The organism is Cryobacterium sp. 10S3 (assembly GCF_034344045.1).
GTDB classification, from domain to species: Bacteria; Actinomycetota; Actinomycetes; order Actinomycetales; family Microbacteriaceae; genus Cryobacterium; species Cryobacterium glucosi.
Genome location: NZ_CP133773.1, coordinates 2,538,642 through 2,556,818 on the forward strand (window position 1 = coordinate 2,538,642; position 18,177 = coordinate 2,556,818).

Annotated in this window: 14 protein-coding genes; 7 read left to right on the forward strand and 7 right to left on the reverse strand. The window is 69.6% G+C overall.

Going from position 1 to position 18,177, the window contains the following annotated elements:
• Positions 1 to 7: 7 nt before the first annotated feature.
• Entirely contained in the window at positions 8 to 640 is a 633-nt protein-coding gene (locus RHM57_RS11885) for a DUF2510 domain-containing protein (protein WP_134559542.1), read from the forward strand.
• Positions 641 to 671: 31 nt separating this feature from the next.
• Here the strand turns inward: RHM57_RS11885 and RHM57_RS11890 are convergent, their stop codons facing one another.
• Entirely contained in the window at positions 672 to 1,394 is a 723-nt protein-coding gene (locus tag RHM57_RS11890) for a hypothetical protein (RefSeq protein WP_134445897.1), read from the reverse strand.
• 59 nt (positions 1,395 to 1,453) lie between these two features.
• Here RHM57_RS11890 and RHM57_RS11895 point away from each other — a divergent pair, with 59 nt between their 5' ends.
• Positions 1,454 to 3,604: a RecQ family ATP-dependent DNA helicase gene (locus tag RHM57_RS11895; protein WP_322140917.1), complete on the forward strand. Its 2,151-nt coding sequence runs from the start codon at positions 1,454 to 1,456 to the stop codon at positions 3,602 to 3,604.
• Positions 3,605 to 3,692: 88 nt separating this feature from the next.
• The gene (locus RHM57_RS11900; protein WP_322135393.1) at positions 3,693 to 5,819 is read left to right on the forward strand and encodes an acyltransferase family protein; all 2,127 of its coding nucleotides are present in this window, start codon (positions 3,693 to 3,695) and stop codon (positions 5,817 to 5,819) included.
• 20 nt (positions 5,820 to 5,839) lie between these two features.
• Here RHM57_RS11900 and RHM57_RS11905 read toward each other — a convergent pair whose 3' ends face one another.
• Both RHM57_RS11905 and RHM57_RS11910 read right to left on the reverse strand, forming a co-directional pair.
• The gene (locus tag RHM57_RS11905; protein WP_134445900.1) at positions 5,840 to 7,423 is read right to left on the reverse strand and encodes an ABC-F family ATP-binding cassette domain-containing protein; all 1,584 of its coding nucleotides are present in this window, start codon (positions 7,421 to 7,423) and stop codon (positions 5,840 to 5,842) included.
• Between the two features lie 100 nt (positions 7,424 to 7,523).
• Positions 7,524 to 8,393 (reverse strand): hypothetical protein, encoded by an 870-nt coding sequence (locus RHM57_RS11910; protein ID WP_322135390.1) that lies wholly within the window; start codon positions 8,391 to 8,393, stop codon positions 7,524 to 7,526.
• Positions 8,394 to 8,697: 304 nt separating this feature from the next.
• On the opposite strand from RHM57_RS11910, the gene RHM57_RS11915 reads away from it, so the two are divergent.
• Genes RHM57_RS11915 through RHM57_RS11930 form a run of 4 tightly spaced genes read left to right on the forward strand, consistent with a single transcriptional unit; the run spans position 8,698 to position 11,872 of the window.
• A complete protein-coding gene (locus tag RHM57_RS11915; protein ID WP_322135389.1) occupies positions 8,698 to 9,525 on the forward strand; it encodes an amino acid ABC transporter substrate-binding protein in 828 nt (275 codons plus the stop codon).
• A 7-nt stretch (positions 9,526 to 9,532) separates the two neighbouring features.
• Positions 9,533 to 10,201 carry an amino acid ABC transporter permease gene (locus RHM57_RS11920; RefSeq protein ID WP_322135388.1) on the forward strand — a complete coding sequence of 223 codons (669 nt, stop codon included), beginning with the start codon at positions 9,533 to 9,535 and terminating at the stop codon, positions 10,199 to 10,201.
• On the forward strand, positions 10,188 to 11,081 hold the full coding sequence (locus RHM57_RS11925) for an amino acid ABC transporter ATP-binding protein (protein ID WP_134561501.1): 894 nt from the start codon (positions 10,188 to 10,190) through the stop codon (positions 11,079 to 11,081). The genes RHM57_RS11920 and RHM57_RS11925 overlap by 14 nt, the downstream gene beginning before the upstream one ends.
• Positions 11,082 to 11,134: 53 nt before the next feature.
• On the forward strand, positions 11,135 to 11,872 hold the full coding sequence (locus tag RHM57_RS11930) for a Pr6Pr family membrane protein (RefSeq protein WP_322135387.1): 738 nt from the start codon (positions 11,135 to 11,137) through the stop codon (positions 11,870 to 11,872).
• Here RHM57_RS11930 and RHM57_RS11935 read toward each other — a convergent pair.
• From RHM57_RS11935 to RHM57_RS11950, 4 genes are all read right to left on the reverse strand, one after another.
• Positions 11,778 to 12,146 carry a DUF2834 domain-containing protein gene (locus RHM57_RS11935; RefSeq protein WP_322135386.1) on the reverse strand — a complete coding sequence of 123 codons (369 nt, stop codon included), beginning with the start codon at positions 12,144 to 12,146 and terminating at the stop codon, positions 11,778 to 11,780. The two genes, RHM57_RS11930 and RHM57_RS11935, sit on opposite strands and share 95 nt — an antisense overlap.
• Positions 12,147 to 12,285: 139 nt before the next feature.
• Positions 12,286 to 13,740: a S1C family serine protease gene (locus RHM57_RS11940; RefSeq protein ID WP_322188225.1), complete on the reverse strand. Its 1,455-nt coding sequence runs from the start codon at positions 13,738 to 13,740 to the stop codon at positions 12,286 to 12,288.
• Between the two features lie 200 nt (positions 13,741 to 13,940).
• Positions 13,941 to 16,958, reverse strand: a complete 3,018-nt coding sequence (locus RHM57_RS11945; RefSeq protein WP_322135384.1) for an AAA family ATPase — start codon at positions 16,956 to 16,958, stop codon at positions 13,941 to 13,943.
• Positions 16,959 to 16,983: 25 nt separating this feature from the next.
• The gene (locus tag RHM57_RS11950) at positions 16,984 to 18,177 is read right to left on the reverse strand and encodes an exonuclease SbcCD subunit D (protein ID WP_134445909.1); all 1,194 of its coding nucleotides are present in this window, start codon (positions 18,175 to 18,177) and stop codon (positions 16,984 to 16,986) included.

Here is an 18,177-nt window from a genome sequence, read left to right on the forward strand (position 1 = left end):
GGGCACAATGACCGACGGATCAGGCAATTACATTCCGATGCCCGCGGCGGCTCCCGCGGCGGGCTGGTATCCGGACCCCGCAGGCTCCCCTCGCCAGCGCTGGTGGAACGGCGCGGCCTGGACCATGGACCTGCACTATCCCGAGCCTCCCGTCTACGGGCGCCTCGCTCCGACCAGGGTCCTCTCACCGGACACGCCCGTCTACACCGCGGCCATCTGGATCATCACGCTGCTGCCGCTCCTGTCGCTCATCAACGTGGCGTCGACCGACCTCACCGCGGACTTCAACCGGGGGCTGTCGGAGGGCTCCACCGGCACGACGACGTCGGCGACGGATGTCCTCAGCCAGCTCCTCAGCATCGCCGTCTACGCGGCGTCGGTCACCCTCGCCTACTTCGACCGGCGCCGGCTGCTCGCCGACGGGTTCACCCGCCCGTTCCACTGGGCCTGGACCTTCCTCTCCTCCGGTATCTACGTGATCGGCCGCTCGATCGTCGTGCGTAACCAGGCGGGCCGCGGCCTGACCCCGATCTGGGTCTGGACCGGCATCGTCGTCGTCACGACGCTGGTCACCTTCGCCAAGTTCGCCGCCCTCGTGCCGCTCTTCCTCACGACGATCGGGTCGGGCATCGCGGCCTGAGCGGCAGCCGGCGAGCGCGTGTGTTCCGCGGCTAGACCTCGCTCTGCAGGGCCGCGCGGGCGAAGGCGGCCCCGCCCGGGGTGATCGTCCAGTTCAGGTAGTCGCGGGGCTTCCGTTCGAAGACGCCGAGGTGGTTGAAGAGGCGCCACTTGGGGAGCACGACCTGGAACGCGGCATCCGCGGAAAGGCGCTCGCCGTTCTTCTGCCCCCAGCCGATGGTCTCGAGACCGAGCGCGAGCGCCTGCTTGAACAGGGCTGCCTCGGTGAAACCCCGCCGGGCGATGAGCACCAGGAGGAGGCTGGTCGCGTCCGCCTCGACGGGCGAGCGGCTCGTGCGAATGGTGCGCGCGAGGTGCCACCAGAGTTCACGCGGGTTTTCGGCGAGTGCCCGACCCCTGCTCGTGAGCATGAGGCGACCCTTGCTCACCCGCAGCAGCCCGACCCGGCGGAGGTGGTCACGCAGCTCCTGCAACGGAAGCATGTGCACCTCACGGTTGACCGTCACGGGCCAGCCCCAGTCGAGCTCCGTCGTCGCCGCGAGCACATCGACCGGCGGCAGGTAGCCGGCATCGGTGAGGCGGATGCCGTCGGCACCCACCCGGCGCAGGATCCATTGCACGTGTCCCACCATCCGCTGCATCGCCCGCTCGGGCAGCAGAATCGTGTCCCTCACGCGGGCCTCGGCGAGCATGAGCCGGAAGCCGGCGATCGCGTCGGGGTGCATGCGGGATTCGAGTTCCTGGGTGACCTTCACGTTGCGAGCCTACCGAGCGTCCCGGCAGAACTGTCAGCGGCACCTGCGAAGCTGGGACGATGACCGACACCCGGACCGATACCCGCGCATCCGCCCGTGAGATTCTCCGCACCCTGGTCGGGCGCGACGACGCCGACTTCCACGAGGGGCAGTTCGAGGCCATCTCCACCCTCGTCGACGACCGCCGCCGCGCGCTCGTCGTGCAGCGCACCGGCTGGGGAAAGTCCGCGGTGTACTTCGTCGCGACCCTGCTGCTGCGCCGCCAGGGCGCAGGCCCCACCATCCTCGTCTCGCCGCTGCTCGCCCTCATGCGGGACCAGGTCGCCGCGGCGGCGCGCGCCGGCGTGCGTGCCGTGTCGATCAACTCCTCGAACGCGCACGAGTGGGCCGGGGTGCTCGAACGGCTGCGGAGGGATGAGGTCGACGTGCTTCTGGTCTCCCCCGAGCGGCTGAACAACCCCTCCTTCCGCGACGAGCAGCTGCCCGCGCTCATCAGTCGCGTCGGCCTGCTTGTCGTCGACGAAGCGCACTGCATCTCCGACTGGGGCCACGACTTCCGTCCGGACTACCGGCGGCTGCGCGACCTCATCGCGACGATGCCGGCCGGGGTGCCGGTCCTCGCGACGACCGCAACGGCGAACAGCCGCGTCGTGACGGACGTCGCGGAACAGCTCGCACCCGCGGCGCCGGCAACAGGCCAGGCAGCGGGGCCCGGCGTCGTCACCATCCGCGGGCCGCTCGCCCGAGCCTCCCTGCGGCTCGGCGTGCTTCGGCTGCCCGACTCGCGAGCCCGGCTCGCCTGGCTGCTCAGCCACATCGACGAGCTGCCCGGCAGCGGCATCATCTACACCCTCACCGTCTCAGCGGCCGAGGACACCGCACGCCTGTTGCGCGAGGCCGGCCATGCCGTGCGCGCGTACACCGGCCAGACCGACACCGCGGAACGCGAGGAGTCTGAGGGGATGCTCAAGCGCAACGAGGTCAAGGCCCTCGTCGCCACAAGTGCCCTCGGCATGGGCTTCGACAAGCCGGACCTCGGCTTCGTGCTGCACCTGGGCGCCCCCTCCTCCCCCGTCGCGTACTACCAGCAGGTCGGTCGCGCGGGGCGCGCGACCGAGAACGCCGACGTGCTCCTGCTCCCCGGTATCGAGGACGAGGCGATCTGGCAGTACTTCGCGACCTCGTCGATGCCGAGCGAGCACAAGGCTGAGGCCGTGCTCGGCGCCCTCGGCGACGCGGGTGGTCGCCCTCTCTCGACGCCGGCGCTCGAGGCGCGCGTCGACCTCAAGCGGTCCCCCCTCGAACTGCTGCTCAAGGTCCTCGACGTCGACGGCGCCGTGCGCAGGGTCACCGGCGGCTGGGTGTCGACCGGGAAGCCCTGGGTCTACGACCAGGTGCGCTACGAGCGCATCGCGGCCGCCCGGCTCGCCGAACAGCAGTCGATGATCGACTACGAACGCACGACCGGCTGCCGGATGGAGTTCCTGCAGCGCGCCCTCGACGACGACACCGCGGTGCCCTGCGGCCGGTGCGACACCTGCACGACCGCGTGGTACCCGTCCGACGTCGCCGTGGCGGCGGCCTCGGCAGCCGCCGCCTCGCTCGACCGGGTCGGCGTGGAACTCGAACCCCGCGCCCAGTGGCCGACCGGGGTCGCGAGCCTCGGGGTCGACGTGCGCGGCAACATCCCGGTTGGCGAGCGCCTCGCCCCCGGCCGCGCCCTCGCCCGGCTCACCGACCTCGGCTGGGGCGGACCCCTCCGTGACCTCTTCGCCGTCCAGGCAGCGGATGCCCCGGCGACCGCCGCGATGACAAGCGCCTGCGTACGGGTGCTCGCCGACTGGAACTGGGACGAACGACCCGCCGCGGTGATCAGCATGCCGTCGCGGCGGCATCCGCTTCTCGTCGCCTCGGTCGCCCGCGCCCTGTCGGAGGCCGGGCGCCTGCCCTGGCTCGGCTCCCTGGACCTCGTCGGCGGCGGGCCCGCAGGCGGCAGCGGCGGGAACAGCGCCTATCGCCTCGCCGCGGTGTGGAACCGTTTCGAGGTCGGGCCCGAACTCGCCGCGTCCCTGGCGCCCTTCGCCGGCAAGCCGGTCCTGCTGATCGACGACCTCGCCGACAGCCGGTGGACCCTCACCGTCGCCGGGCGGCTGCTGCGCCGGGCGGGCACCTCTGCGGTGCTCCCGTTCGCCCTGGCGCTGCGTTCCTGAGTCCGCGCGCGTTCCGGGAGCCGCGCACGCATCCGCGATGACACATCCTTCCGGTAAACTCCCCGGGCATTCAGAACCAGGGAGACCCGTGACATCGACACTCAAGACCGAGCGACCTGCTCCGGCGCCGCCACGCGAAACCACCGTGCGCCGGGATATCCAGGGGCTGCGGGCCGTCGCCATCGTCGCGGTCGTGCTCAACCACGTGATCATGTGGCCGACCGGCGGTTTCATCGGCGTGGACATCTTCTTCGTCATCTCGGGATTCCTGATCACCGGGATCCTGCTCCGCGACCATGAGACGACGGGCACGATTTCGCTCCGGCGTTTCTACGCCAGGCGCATCCGGCGGATCGCTCCGGCCGCGGTGACCGTACTGGTCGCCACGGCGGTCCTCGCCCACTTCCTGTTCAACACCACGCGGGCGCTCTCCACGCTCTGGGATGCCGCCTGGGCCTTCGTCTTCGCGGCGAACTGGCACTTCACGGCCATCGGCACGGACTACTTCCATGCGACCGACCCGGCCTCGCCGCTGCAGCCGTACTGGTCGCTCTCGGTCGAGGAGCAGTTCTATCTCGTCTGGCCGATCGTGGTGCTCCTCGTGCTCACCGTGGGCGCGAAGCGCCTGCGGAGCGTCCGCCGCGGCAGGGTGGTCCTCGGCCTGGTGATGGTCGTCGTCATTGTCGTGTCTTTTTGTCATGCCCTCGGTGAGAGCGCGACCACGCCGTCCGCCGCCTACCTGTCCACGTTCTCCCGGGTGTGGGAGCTCGGCGTCGGCGCCCTGCTCGCCGCGGCCGCCCCGGTCTTCCCCCGGATCCCCGTCGCCCTGCGCGGGCTCCTCGGCTGGGCTGGACTGCTCGGGATCCTGGCCGGCTTCTTCCTGATCGACGACGCCCTCGCCTTTCCAGGGCCCTGGGCAGCCGTCCCCGTCGCCGCGACCGCCCTCGTGATCATCGGCGGCATCACCGGCCCGCAGCACTACCTGTTCCCGCTCACGAACCCGCTCAGCGTCTGGATCGGCGACCTCTCGTACTCGCTGTATCTCTGGCACTTCCCGGTGATGGTGTTCCTGCTGATGGCCGACCCCACGCTCAGCGTGCAGGTCATCCTCGGCATGATCCTCGCGCTCTCGATCGTGTCGTACTACCTCATCGAGCAGCCACTGCACCGGTCACCGTGGCTGCACCGGTTCGGCGATTCAGCGGAATCCAGCCGCCTCGCCTGGCGCACCTGGCGGGAGAAGTTCGGCTCCCAGTTCATTCTTGCCGGGCTGAGCCTGTTCGTGATCGCGACCGTGATCGGTGTCAGCGCCCAGGTCACCCTGCACGGCACGAGTTCCCCGGCAGCACCCATCGCGGCGCCCGGCCCGGTGGAGGACCCGACAGCCCAGCTGCAGGCGGATCTCGGCGCGGCTGCCTCGTCAACCGAGTGGCCGGGGAACCTCTCCCCCACCCTCGACGACGCGATCGCGACGACGTCGAAGAACAACCCGGCCAGGGGCTGCTTCGATGTCGGAAGCACGCCGAGCTTCGACGGCTGCACCTGGGGCAGTTCGGACGCCCCGAATCACATGTACCTCGTGGGCGACTCGACGGCCCTTGCCTATGCCCCCGCGTTCAAGGCGATCGCGGAGGGCAGCAACGGGCAGTGGAAGATCACCACGATCGGCCTGTACGGCTGCCGGTTCACGGCCGTGCCCGTGCAGAACGACGGCGCCGGCGTGATGGATGCCTGCCCCCAGCGCAAACAGGACGTCGCCCAGCGCATCGTGGCCGACAACCCGCGGCTCGTCGTGATTTCGAACGCATACGCGCTCGGCAAGACGCCCGACCGGACCGCCCTCTCCGCGGAGACCCTCGTCGCGTCGACGGCCGCGGAGGCGGCCGTGTACAACGCCGCCGGCCGGATCGTTTACCTCGCACCGCCGCCCCTCGGGGCCAGCCTCGGCCAGTGCTATTCGCCGGTGTCGAGCCCGCAGAACTGCAACACGGGCATCGACCAGGCCTGGCAGGACTTCGCGGCGGCGACCAGTGCGTTAAACGGATCCGGCAGCTTCTTCGTGTCCTCGCTGCCGTTCAGCTGTTACAACGGCGCCTGCCCGGCGTTCGCGGGCACGATTCCGACCAAGTACGACACCGTGCACATGACTCCTGCGTATTCGACCCACATCGCCCCGGCCATCCGCTTCGCCCTCGGGGCGCTCGGCCTGATGTAAGCGGGTCGTTTCCGGCGGGGTCAGGCGACCCTGACCTCGATCTCGCCCGGCTCCGCGGCCTCACTGCCGAAGACCAGGAACCGGTTGGCGATCTTGTCGGTGAAGAACCGGTCATGGCTGACCACGACGACAGCGCCGGGGAAGTGCACGAGGGCCCGCTCCATCACCTGGGTGCTCGACAGGTCGAGGTGGTTGGTCGGTTCGTCGAGCAGAAGCACCGAAGCCCCGGAGAGCAGGCACTGCGCCATGGCGACGCGCGCCTTCTGCCCGCCGGACAGGTTGCCGATCGTCTGTTTGAGGTCGGCCTCTGAGAACTGGAACATCGCGAGGAAGCGGTTCACCGACTTGCGGGTCGCGGTGAACGCGAGGCTGCCGGGCATGGCGTTCACCGCGTGCGTGACGGTGTCCTTCTCGTCGAGCTCGGCGAGGACCTGGTTGTAGGAGACCGGCGCGATGCCGCCCGCCCAGGTCACGGACCCGGAGTCGGCCTTCTCCTCGCCGTCGAGAACCCGCAGCAGGGTCGTCTTGCCGCTGCCGTTGGCGCCGAGCACCACGATCCTGTTCCCGCGCCGGACCTCGAAGCTCAGGTCGGAGAACAGGGCCTTGTCGCCATAGGACTTGCTGAGGCCCTCGACCCGGCAGAGCACGTCCTTCACGTGCAGGCCACGATAGATCTCCGTGATGATCTGGTCGACCGGGCGCGGCGCCCTCGCCTTCTTGATCTGCGCCAGCTGGCCGTCGAGGGTGCGGCTCGCCGCCTTCGCCGCCTCCCTGCGGTCGGAGATCCCCTCGGACTCGAACGCGAGGAGCTCGGACTCGTGCACGAACTGCTGCTCGAGCGTCTTGAGCCGGAACTGCTTCTGGATGACGTATTCGCCGAAGTTGCCGGGGTACTCGTGCAGGTGGAAGTTCTCGACCTCGATGATCCGGGTGACGACGGCGTCGAGGAATTTCCGGTCGTGCGAGACGATGATCGCCGCGCCGTGGAAGTCCCGGAACCAGGCCTCGAGCCATTCGACGCCGGCGACGTCGAGGTAGTTGGTGGGCTCGTCGAGGAGCAGGACGTCGGGGTCCTCGAGCAGGATCTTGGCAAGCGCCGCCCGGTTGCGCCAGCCGCCGGAGAGCTCGTCGATCGCGCAGACGCGGTGGGCCTCGTTGAAACCGAGGGTGCTGAGTGCCGTGTCGATCCGGCGCGGGTAATCCCAGCCGCCGAGCCGGTCCATGTCCTCGAACAGTTCGGCCTGGCGGTGCAGGAGGGCGTCGAAGTCCGTGGCCACGGCGATGGCCGCGTCGATCGACGCGAGTTCGGCTTCGATGGCCTTGATCGGAGCGAAGAGGCCGTGCAGGACCTCGGTGATGGTGGAGGAGCCGTCCAGTTCGGAGAACTGCGAGAAGTACCCGATCGAGACACCGCTCTCGAGCGTGACGGTGCCGGAGTCCGGTGCCACCTGGTCGAGGATGAGCTTGAGGATCGTGGTCTTTCCCGACCCGTTCTTGCCGATCAGGCCGACCCGGTCGCCCGGCTCCAGCCGGAAGAAGGCGTCGCGCAGGATCTGCGTCTTCTCGAATCGAACACTGACGTCATTCAGCCTGATCAGGCTCATTACTGCTGTCCTCTCGAGGGACGCCCAGGGAATTCGGCGAGCGGAGCCCAGTCGAGTCTACAAAACCCCGGGCGCTTCAGACCCTCAGCGCTACCGAACCTCAGCGCAGCACGTCCATCCGGGCCGGGTCGTCGGGATCGTGCGGCACCTCGCTCCGGGCGGACAGCATCCCGAGACGCACGAGGTCGATGCCGAACAGGTCAGGCCGTCCATGCAGGCGGCGGCGCCAGGTGGCCGGCACCGCCTCGAGTCCCCACCGTCCCGCGAGCAGCGCGCCGGCGGCGGCCACGCTGGCGGGATCGGCACCGCTGAGCGCGGCAGCGGAGATGACCGGTTCGACGCGGGAAGCATCCACGGCGCCCGCGTCGCCGAGGATCGCCCACGCGCCCTGCAGAATCCAGCCGACCGGACCCACACGCTGCACGTCGACGGTGCGGCCCCGCCCGGCCGCGGCGAGGTGGGCCTCCCAGGCGGCACGCGTCTCTGCGGGCAGGGTCTCGAACCCGGCCCGGGGATCGAGGCGCCCCTCGAGGACCGCCACGCGGAGTGAGAGCGCGAAGAGGACGCCCGCGTCGCCGGCGCCCGGGTCGGCGTCGGGGCGTCCCGAGTCGGTCGGTGCGGTGCGGTTCAGCGCGGTGCCGCGCACGGACGACACCAACCGCGCGGCCTCGGCGAGCGCCACGGGGTCGTCGAGCAGGGCGAGGGCGACGGGGGCCGTCCGGAGCAGGCACCGCCCGGCCGCGAGCCCGGCCGCATCCGGATCGCCGACGTCGGGTTCCGCGGCCGGGCCGGGGTCTTCCCGCACCGCGGCCTCCCTGGGGTCGAGGCCGTCGGCCGTGAGCAGCGCGAGGTCCACGGCCGCGGCCGTCCGCTCGGACCACTCGAAGTCACCGCCGGACGCGAGGGCATCCCCGGCGGCGAGCCCCAGCAAAACAGCGCCGGACCGATCATGCTGTTCGGGTGTGAGCACGGCGACCTCCGTGGCAGGAGCAACGACATCGAATGCGCGCAGCATACGTCCCGGCGGCACGGCCGACAAGGCGGCAGCCCCCTCCCGTGGCGCGCATTCGCGATGGCGGAGAACGACCGGCGCGGGCGTCATCGTGCGTCACGGGAATAGTCGGGGATGCCTGCACCTTGTTATTCTTCGGAAGTCCCCGGTGAACACACCCGGCCCGGAGACTCCCTCGTGTGAAGGACCGCCACCCTGGTCTTTCACCTTCCGAAGCGTCAAACCGGCGGTTCGATTCCCTGCATTCGCGTTAGGCATTCCCATGAAGCTCACGTTCCGCTCCGCGCTCGTCGCGGGAGCCATCGTCACCCTCGCAGCACTGTCCCTCACCGCGTGCGCCAGCGGCGGCACGGCCGGAAGCACGAGCGGCGCAACGACCGCCGACGATTCCCTCGCCAAGGTGCAGAAGGCGGGAACGCTCACGGTCGGGACAGAGGGAACATACCGCCCGTTCTCGTTCCACGAGAACGGCGCCGGAGACATCACCGGATACGACGTCGACGTGGTCAAGGCCGTCGCCGCCAAGCTCGGAGTCACCGCGACCTTCCAGGAGACCCAGTGGGACGGCATCTTCGCCGGGCTCGAGGCCGGCCGGTTCGACGCGATCGCCAACCAGGTCTCGATCACCCCTGAGCGCACCGCCAAGTACACCTTCTCCACCCCGTACACCTACTCGACGGGCGTGATCGTCGTGAAGTCGGACAACACCTCGATCACCTCGTTCGAGAGCCTCTCCGGGAAGACCACCGCCCAGTCGCTCACGAGCAACTGGAACACCCTCGCGACCCAGAGCGGCGCCAACGTGCAGGCCGTCGAGGGCTGGGCGCAGTCCGTCGCCCTCGTCGAGCAGGGCCGGGTCGACGCCACGATCAACGACAACCTGACCTTCCTCGACTACAAGAAGAACAACGACGCTTCGGGGCTCAAGGTCGCCGCGACCACGACCGACAAGTCGGAGAGCGCCCTCGCGTTCGCCGGCGGCAGCACCGCCCTCGCAACCGCCGTCGACACCGCCCTCGCCGATCTTGCCGCGGACGGCACCCTGACCTCGATCTCGGAGAAGTACTTCGGGGCCGACGTCTCGAAGTAACCAGCAGATGACTCAGTCGAACTGGGACCTCGCCCTCAGCGCACTGGGTCCGATCCTGATGGGCGCCATCCAGGGCACGATTCCGCTCGCGCTCGTCTCCTTCGCGCTCGGTCTCGTGCTCGCGCTCGTCCTCGCGCTCATGAGGTTGTCCCGGCAGCGCTGGTTGTCCGCGATCGCCCGGGTGTTCATCTCGATCGTGCGGGGAACGCCGCTGCTCGTGCAGCTCTTCGTGATCTTCTACGGGCTTCCCTCGCTCGGGCTTCTGATCGACCCGTGGCCGAGCGCCGTGATCGCCTTCTCGATCAATGTCGGCGGGTATGCCGCAGAGGTCATCCGCGCCGCGATCCTCTCCGTGCCCCAGGGCCAGTGGGAGGCGGCCTGGATGGTCGGAATGTCCCGCAGCAAGGCACTGACCCGGATCATCCTGCCGCAGGCCGCCCGCGTCTCGGTCCCCCCGCTGTCGAACACGTTCATCAGCCTCGTCAAGGACACCTCCCTCGCCTCGCTGATCCTTGTCACCGAACTCTTCCGGCAGGCCCAGAAGGTCGCGGCGTTCAGCCAGGAATTCATGCTGCTCTACCTCGAGGCCGCGCTCGTGTACTGGGTGATCTGCCTCGTGCTCTCGACCGTGCAGGGCAGGCTCGAAAAGCGATTGGACCGTTATGTCGCCCATTGATACCCCGCTCGACCCGCCGACCGAGCCGCAGCACGGCGAAGGGACAGAGCCCGCGGCATCCGCCGCCCTGCTCACCGTTCGGGGGCTGCGCAAGAGCTTCGGCTCGACCAGCGTGCTCGAGTCCATCGACCTCACCGTCGCCCGGGGCCAGGTGCTCGCCCTGATCGGCCCCTCCGGCTCGGGGAAGACCACCATTCTGCGGTGCCTGAACGGGCTCGAAACCGCGGACGGGGGCACGATCACGATCACCGCCGAGGTCGCAGACGCCACGCAGGTCGCCGCCACGCCCGGGGACCCCTCACTCGCCGGAACCGCGATCACGGTCGACTTCGGCGCCGTCAAGGGCCCGAGCGACAAGAGCCTCGCGGCCCTCCGCGACCGGTCGGCGATGGTGTTCCAGAACTACAACCTGTTCCCGCACAAGACGGTGCTCGAGAACGTGCTCGAGGGTCCTGTCGTCGTGCAGCGCCGCCCGAAGGCGGAGGTCACCGCGGAGGCGCTCGCTCTCCTCGCCCGGGTGGGTCTGGCCGACAAGACGGATGCGTTTCCGTTCGAACTCTCCGGCGGCCAGCAGCAGCGGGTCGGGATCGTGCGGGCGCTCGCACTCCGCCCCCAGCTCCTGCTCTTCGACGAGCCGACGTCCTCGCTCGATCCTGAGTTGGTCGGGGACGTGTTGCGCCTGATCAAGGAACTCGCGATCGAGGGGTGGACCATGGTGATCGTCACCCACGAACTGGAGTTCGCCCGGGAGGTCGCGAGCGAGATCGCCTTCGTCGACGGCGGCACGATCGTCGAACACGGCGACCCCAGGCAGGTGCTCCGGAACCCGCGCGAGGAACGCACCCGGCAGTTCCTGCACCGCCTGCTCAACCCGTTCTGAACGCGCCCGCCCGGTCCGTCGATCCCGCCCGTCCGCACCGCTATCGTGATGCCATGGCAACAGCAGCGGTGACCACGCAACGACGCGTCTTCGGGGTCTTCCGCCTCGCGATCGGGATGCTCCTCCTCGCGAGTGTGCTCACTCAAGTCGTCGACCAGGCTGTGCACGACGCCTTCGTGCCGACGGAGTACTTCGGGTACTTCACGGTGCAGTCGAGCCTGGTCAACGCGGTCGTCCTGCTCTGGGGCGGTTCCCTCGCCCTCCGGTTCCGGGCAGACCCGGAGCTTTTCACCCGGATCAGGATGTCGGGGCTCTGCTACGCGATCGTGACCGCGGTCGTCTACAACGCACTGTTGCGCAACGTGGTGTCCGACGGTTTCACCGGGATCGCCTGGCCGAACGAGGTCCTGCACGTCTGGGCGCCGATCTTCATCCTGGTCGATTGGCTCCTCGCCCCTGGGCGGCCGGCCCTCGCCTGGAAGGCCCTGGGCTTCGCCCTCCTGTATCCGATCGTGTGGGTCGTCTACGCCGTGATCCGCGGCGCCGTCACCGGGTTCTACACCTACCCGTTCCTCGACCCGACCGGACCCGGCGGATATGGGAGCGTCGGCGGGTACGTGCTCGGAATCGCCGTCGTCATCGCGGGCCTCGCTGCTGCGGCGATCTCCGTGAGCCGGGCGGGGCATGCGACAGGGGTCACGGCTTCGACAGCTGTTCTGGCGGAAGATCCGGCAGCATCCCTGTCGCCTCCAGCTGACGCTCGCGCATCGCGAGGAACAGCGGAAAGCTGAACGCGAAGGCGAGAACGAACGCGAGGACGACGTAGAGCCAGGCGCGTTTCATGCCGAGCCGGCGGGCTTCGACGATGATCAGGATACTGCCTGCCACGGCTGTCACAAGCAGGTCGACGGTGAGCGATGACACCGAGGGGCCGCTTCCGGTCCAGTCGCCGACGTAGTCGCGCGCCTGGCTGATCGAGAGGATGTTGTACGTCCAGGTGCCGATCAGGCCGGCAATACTCAAGCCGAGGTACACGAGGGCGAGCGGGGTCCAGTTCCGGGTCATGCCGACAGTATGCCGCCCCTTCCCGCTCCGTCCCGTCACGTCGACGCGTCCACCCACCTCGCGAGAGCGTAATTTTGGCCCTTAAACCAGCGGTTTAAGGGCCAAAATTACGCTCTCGCGGAGAGGAGACGCGCGCGGGTCAGTCGGCGGGGCCGGCGGTGAGGGTCGCGGATGCGGTGTGGGGTGCCCCGGCGGTGTCCGTCCAGGTGAGGGTGACCGAGTCGCCGGGGTTGTACGCCGTGAGGGTCGAGGTGAGGGCGGCGGCCGAGGTGATCGACGTGCCGTCGACGGCGGTGATGGTGTCGCCCGCGACGATCCCGGCGGTGGCGGCGGCCGAACCGGCGACGACCGCCGTGATCACGGCCGAGTCACCGGTCGTGGCCGTCGATCCGGTGGTGCCGGATGCCGCGCCGAGGCTGCCGCGGTAGCTGCGGCCGTTGACAGAGCCCGTGTCCGTCGACGTGGTGGCGCCCGAACCGACCGCGACCCCGAGGAACGCCGGGTAGCCGATCGTGACAGTGCTCGTTTCGACGCCGGTGTGGATCAGGGTGACGACCTCGAGGGCCGCGTCGATCGTGATCGCGAAGCCACTGATCGTCGCGGTCCCTGAGGACGCCGCCGTGTCAATGCCGATGACCTCCCCGTCGGCGTCGTAGAGGGGCCCGCCGGAGTCGCCGGACTGGATGTCCGCGTCAACCTGGATCAGGCCGGTCAGGGTTTCGGCGTCCGTGGCATCCTCGCTCGACGCGGTGATGGTCTGGTCGACGCTCGTGACGGTGCCGGCCGCCGCGGTGAGGGTGCTCGTTCCGCCGGCGTTGCCGACCCCGGTGACCGCGTCCCCCGCCGCGACGGTCGAGGTCGTGTCCAGAGTGGCGGGGACCAGCCCGGAGGCATTCTCGAGTTTCAGCACGGCGATGTCCTGCGAGGAGTCCGTACCGACGACATCCGCCACATAGCTCACGCCGGTCGAGACGACCGTCACGCTGATGCTCGTCGCGCCGTCGATGACGTGGTTGTTGGTCAGGATCTCACCGTTCGAGGTGAGCACGATTCCGGTGCCGGCCGCTTCGGCGCTCTGGTACTTGAGGACGGTGTCGATGACGACGACGCCGACCGACTGCGCGGCCGTTGCCGCAGTGGTGTCGAGCGCGGTGGCCGTCGTCGCGGATGCGGTGCCGGACCCATAGTTGGAGGGGCCGCCGGGGCGCAGGCCGGAGGTACCGAGGGTCGCCGAGGAACCTGAGGTTCCCGATGATCCGGTTGATCCCGCAACCGAGCCCGAGCTGCTCGTGCCCGACGTCGAGCTGTTCGAGGAGGAGGCCGCGGCGACGACCTGGGCGACGGCCATCGAGGAGAAGTACAGGCCGGCGCCCGTCGTCGCGGTGACGAGGGCTGCAGCGAGCCCCATCGAGACGATCACTCCGGCACGGAAGCGCGGCCGGTGGAAGGCCGGGTTGACGACGGGTGCGGCCAGGCTGTTGCCCGTGGGTTCCGTGCCCGTGGATTCCGTGCCAGTGGGTTCCGTGCCAGTGGGTTCCGTGCCCGTGGGTTCCGTGCCAGTGGGTTCCGTGCCCGTGGGTTCGGTGCCAGTCATTGTGAGATCCTTTTCCTCCGGGTGACGGCCGTACCGTCGCGACTGGTTCCCACCCAAGTCCCGGAAGCTATCGGATTTCTATGAGGCGTCGTGGTGTTGGCCCAGAGGGTCCCGCCCATCGACTGTGAGCCCCTCCGGGCAGGCCGGGCCGGTCAGACGAGCACAGCGTCAGACGAGCACAGGTCCAAACCGGCGCAGCTTCAGACGAGGACTGTGCTGCCGATTTCACTGAAACCCTGATCGGTGACGGTGACCTCGAGCTTCGCCGGAATCTGTTCCTTCATCGAATCCACGTGGCTGATCAGTCCGATGGTGCGGCCACCGGCCCGGAGGCCGTCGAGGGTGCTCATCGCCGTTTCGAGCGTTTCGCTGTCCAGGGAGCCGAAGCCCTCATCGACGAAGAGGGTGTCGAGCGCGATTCCGCCGGCCTGGTGCGAGACGACCTCGGCGAGCCCGAGGGCCAGGGCGAGTGAGGCGAGGAAGGTCTCGCCGCCGGAGAGCGACTGGGTCGGGCGGGCCCGTCCGGTGTGCTGGTCGAGGATGGCGAGTCCGAGGCCGGACTGGGTGCCGCGGTACTGCAGGGAATCGTCGTGTTCGAGGGCGTATCGGCCGCCGGTCATGTCCCGCAGGCGACCGTTCGCGGCGAGGATGATCTCCTCGAGTTGCGCGGCGAGCACGTAGGTTTCGAGTTTCATCCGTTTGGTGTTCGGTTCCTCGCCGTGAACGACCGCGGCGAGCTCCCGCACCTGGGCCTGGGTGACGAGCAGGGTCGCGGAGGTGGCGGCAAGCGCGCGGACCTCGGCGACCACGACGGCCAGTTCCTCCTGCCGGATCGCGAGGGTCCCGTGCTCGGTGAACGCCTCGTCCCTGGCCGTGGCCGCAGCGGCCCTGGCGGCCCTGGCCGGGTCCAGATCGAGCGCGACATCGGGAAGGTCGGCGAGCTCCGGTTCGGCCAGCACGGCGCGCACCGCGGCGAGCTGGTCGTCGTGGGCACGGATGCCGGTCTCCCGCGTCGCGATCTCGGCCGGCGTGAGTCGTGCGGTGACGACCTCCGTTGCTTCCACGAAGCCTTCCGCGGTGAGCCGGTCGGCCACGGCCGCGGAGGCGGCATCGAGGGCACGATCCCGTTCGCCGCTGAGGGCGCGGGCCGTCTCGAAGGCGCGCGCCGCCTCGAGCTCGGTGCGCAGGCTCTCGGCCCGTTCGGTGACGGAGGTGTAGCCCGCCAGTTGCCGATTCACCCGTTCCTCGATCGCGATGCGGCGGCCGCGGATTTCGGTGAGCCGGGTCGCGGCGTCGTCCCTGCCGGAGTGGACCCCGGCGAGGGTCTCCCGCGCGTGGTCGAGCTCTGTGCGCAGCCGCAGCCGCTCGGCACCGAGTTCCGTTTCCCGTGCCGCGGCGGTGCGGGCAGTCTCAAGTGCGGTGAGCGCGGCCGCGCGCGAGGCCGTGCGGTCGGCACCTGTTCCCGGGCCGGCGGAAGCACGGGCGGCGGCGGCGCGCGCGCCCAGGCTGAGGACCTCACCGTTGCTGCGCTCGAGGTCCTCCTGGGCGCGGGTCATTCCGGCGAGGGCGGCCTCGATGTCGCCCTCGGTGACCGGCTCACCGGGCGCCTCCGCGGGGTGAGGATGCAGCGTGGAACCGCACACCCCGCACGGTTCGCCGGAAACGAGCCGGCCGGCGAGCTCGCCGGCGTGATCGGCCAGCCGCTTGGCGACGAGGTCTCGGTAGCGTCCGGCGGCGTCGGCGTTCTCGGTGGCGGCGGCCGCGTGCCGGCTGCGTGCCCTGTCGAGGTCCGCCTCGAGCGCGGCAGCCTCTGCGGCTGCGGCTTCCGCGGCGACCGCGCGGGCGAGCGCGGCGACGGCTTCCGGTTCGCGGGCGGAGTCGCGAGCGAGCGCGGCGAGGTCCCGGTCGAGGTCGTCGAGCAGGGCGGGCGCTGCGTCGATCCGCGCCTGCAGCCCGTCGAGCGTGGCCTGGATCTCGGCGAGCCCGGCCTCGGCGGACCCGGACTCCACATCGAGGGCCGGCAGTTCTTCCTCGGCCGCGAGGACGTCGTTCAGGGACCCGAGCTGTTCGAGGAGCAGGTCGATGGTGGCGGAGAGTGGGACGGCATCCTGATCGTCGTCGCCGTCCTGGTCGACCTCGTCGGAACCGTTGACCGTGATCCAGTTCTCCCGCGCAGCCACCTCCGCCCGCGCCGCGTCGAGGGCAGCGGCGAGCGCAGCGGACTCTGCTTCGATCTGGGGCCATACCCGGGCAGCGCGGTGCGCGGCCGCGAGGTCGTCACGGTCGGCGTCGACAACGGAGCTGCGCTCGTCGAGCACGGCCAGGGTGGCCGTTGCGGCGTCCCTGCGGTCCTGGCGGGCCCGCATCTCTTCCTGGGCCCGAAGCCCGGCCGTCGCGTCGACCAGTGCGGCATCCGCACGGGCAGCCGCGGCGACGGCGACGGCGAGTGCCTGCTCGAGTTCGGCGGTGGCCGCCTCGAACCAGGCCAGGTCTGGTGCTGCGGTGCCGGGCTCGGTGCCTGCTGGCACGTGCCGGGCGGCGGATGCCGCGAGAGTCTCGAGCCGCACGCGCACGCCGGTGAGTTCATCGTCGAGGGCCTTGCGACGCGTGATGAGTTCTGTCTCCAGACTCTGGAACCTGCTGGTGCCGAAGAGGGTGCGCAGGACCTCGCGACGATCGTCGGTCTTGGCGAGCAGGAACCTTTGGAACCGGTTCTGTGCGAGCAGGATCACCTGCAGGAACTGGTCCTGTTTGAGCGGCAGGATGCGGGAGAGTTCGTTCCCGACATCGACGGGGCGTGCGGCGAGACCCCGCCAGCCGTCGACTGCATCGGCAGCGGCGTCGACCGCGGCGGCGTCGCGGATCTCGAGCCGGGCATCCGGTGCGGACACGGTCGTGCCGATGCCCCGCTTTTTGGCCTTGAGGTACCTGGGAGTGCGGAAGATGCGATAGTCGTTCCCGTTCAGGCCGAATTCGAGCTCGACGAAGGTGGGATCACCGGGTTCGCAATGGTCGCTGCGCAACTGCGATTCCGTGCCCTCATAGCGCGGAACACTTCCATAGAGGGCGAAACAGACCGCGTCGAGGATGCTGGACTTGCCCGCGCCGGTCTTGCCCGTGATCAGGAAGATACCGTCGTCGTCGAAGCGCTCGAAGTCGACGACCTGCTCGTTCTTGAACGGGCCGAACCCGGCGAGCCGCAGGCGCTTGATCTTCACGTCGTACTCCTCGTGTTCCTGATGCTCACTGGGTGACTTCTTTCAGTTCCCCGGCCGCGAGCAGTTCGGCGACGAGGTCTCGCTCGAACTCCGTCTGCCCGACACCGTTGCGCACGAAGCTCAGGAAGCCGGCGACGATGTCGGGATCGGTCTGCCGGTTGATCCGTTCGGCGTAGCTCTCGCTGCCGGTATCCACGACGACGGCCGGCCGGTGTTCGAGCGTGACACAGTGCGGGAAACGTTTCTGGAGCGCCCGCATGCCGTCGAGGGGCCTGACCTGGTCGGTCAGCACGGCCGAGACCCAGTCCCCTTCGAATGCTGCGAACCTGTCGGCGGTGAGGAGTTCCTCGAGCTCGCCGGTGAGCACACTGAGCCTCCGGGGAACCGGGAGGGCGACCCACTCGATCTCGAGCTCGGCGCCCTTCCCCGAACGGTCGGGGCCGAGGTCGACCTGCCAGGCGCCGCGGGGCTTTGCGGCCTCGGCGAACGAGTAGTGCAGGGGTGCGCCGGAGTAGCGCACCCGGTCTTCGAGCCTGGCTCGCCCGTGAATGTGCCCGAGTGCGACGTAGTCCGGGCCCTCGAACACGCTGACCGGCACGAGGTCGAGCCCGCCGGCGGTGATGTCCCGCTCGACGTCGCTCGCCTCCTGCGTGGCCGCGACGCCGGCCGCGAAGCAATGCGCCAGCACGACGGAGCGACCGCCGCGGACCGCGAGATCCGACCGGATCTGGTCCATGACGAAGGTGAGCACCTGCTCGTGGGTCTTGAGCGTTCGTTCCGGGTGCGTCTGATTGGCATAGAGGTGGCGGACCAGGGCCGGTTCGAGGAAGGGGATGCCGTAGAAGTGCACGGGTCCGTGCTCGTCGGTGAGAGTGACCGGCGTGGCGACCTGTTCCGGCCGGGTGATCACATGGATGCCCGCCAGGCCGGCCCACTCGGACTGGAACCCGAGCCGGGTGGCCGAGTCGTGGTTGCCGCTCGTCATGATGACCTGCGCGCCGGCGTTCCGAATCTCGCGGAGGGCCGTCGCGAGGAGGGTGTAGCTGTCCGCTGAGGGCATCGCCGAGTCGAACACGTCGCCGGCGACGACGACCACGTCGATCGAACGATCGCGGACAACGTCGACGAGCGCGTCGAGCACGATCCGGAGGTGTTCGAGGGTCGAGTGCGTGTGGAACGTGCGCCCGATGTGCCAGTCCGACGTGTGCAGGATCCTCAT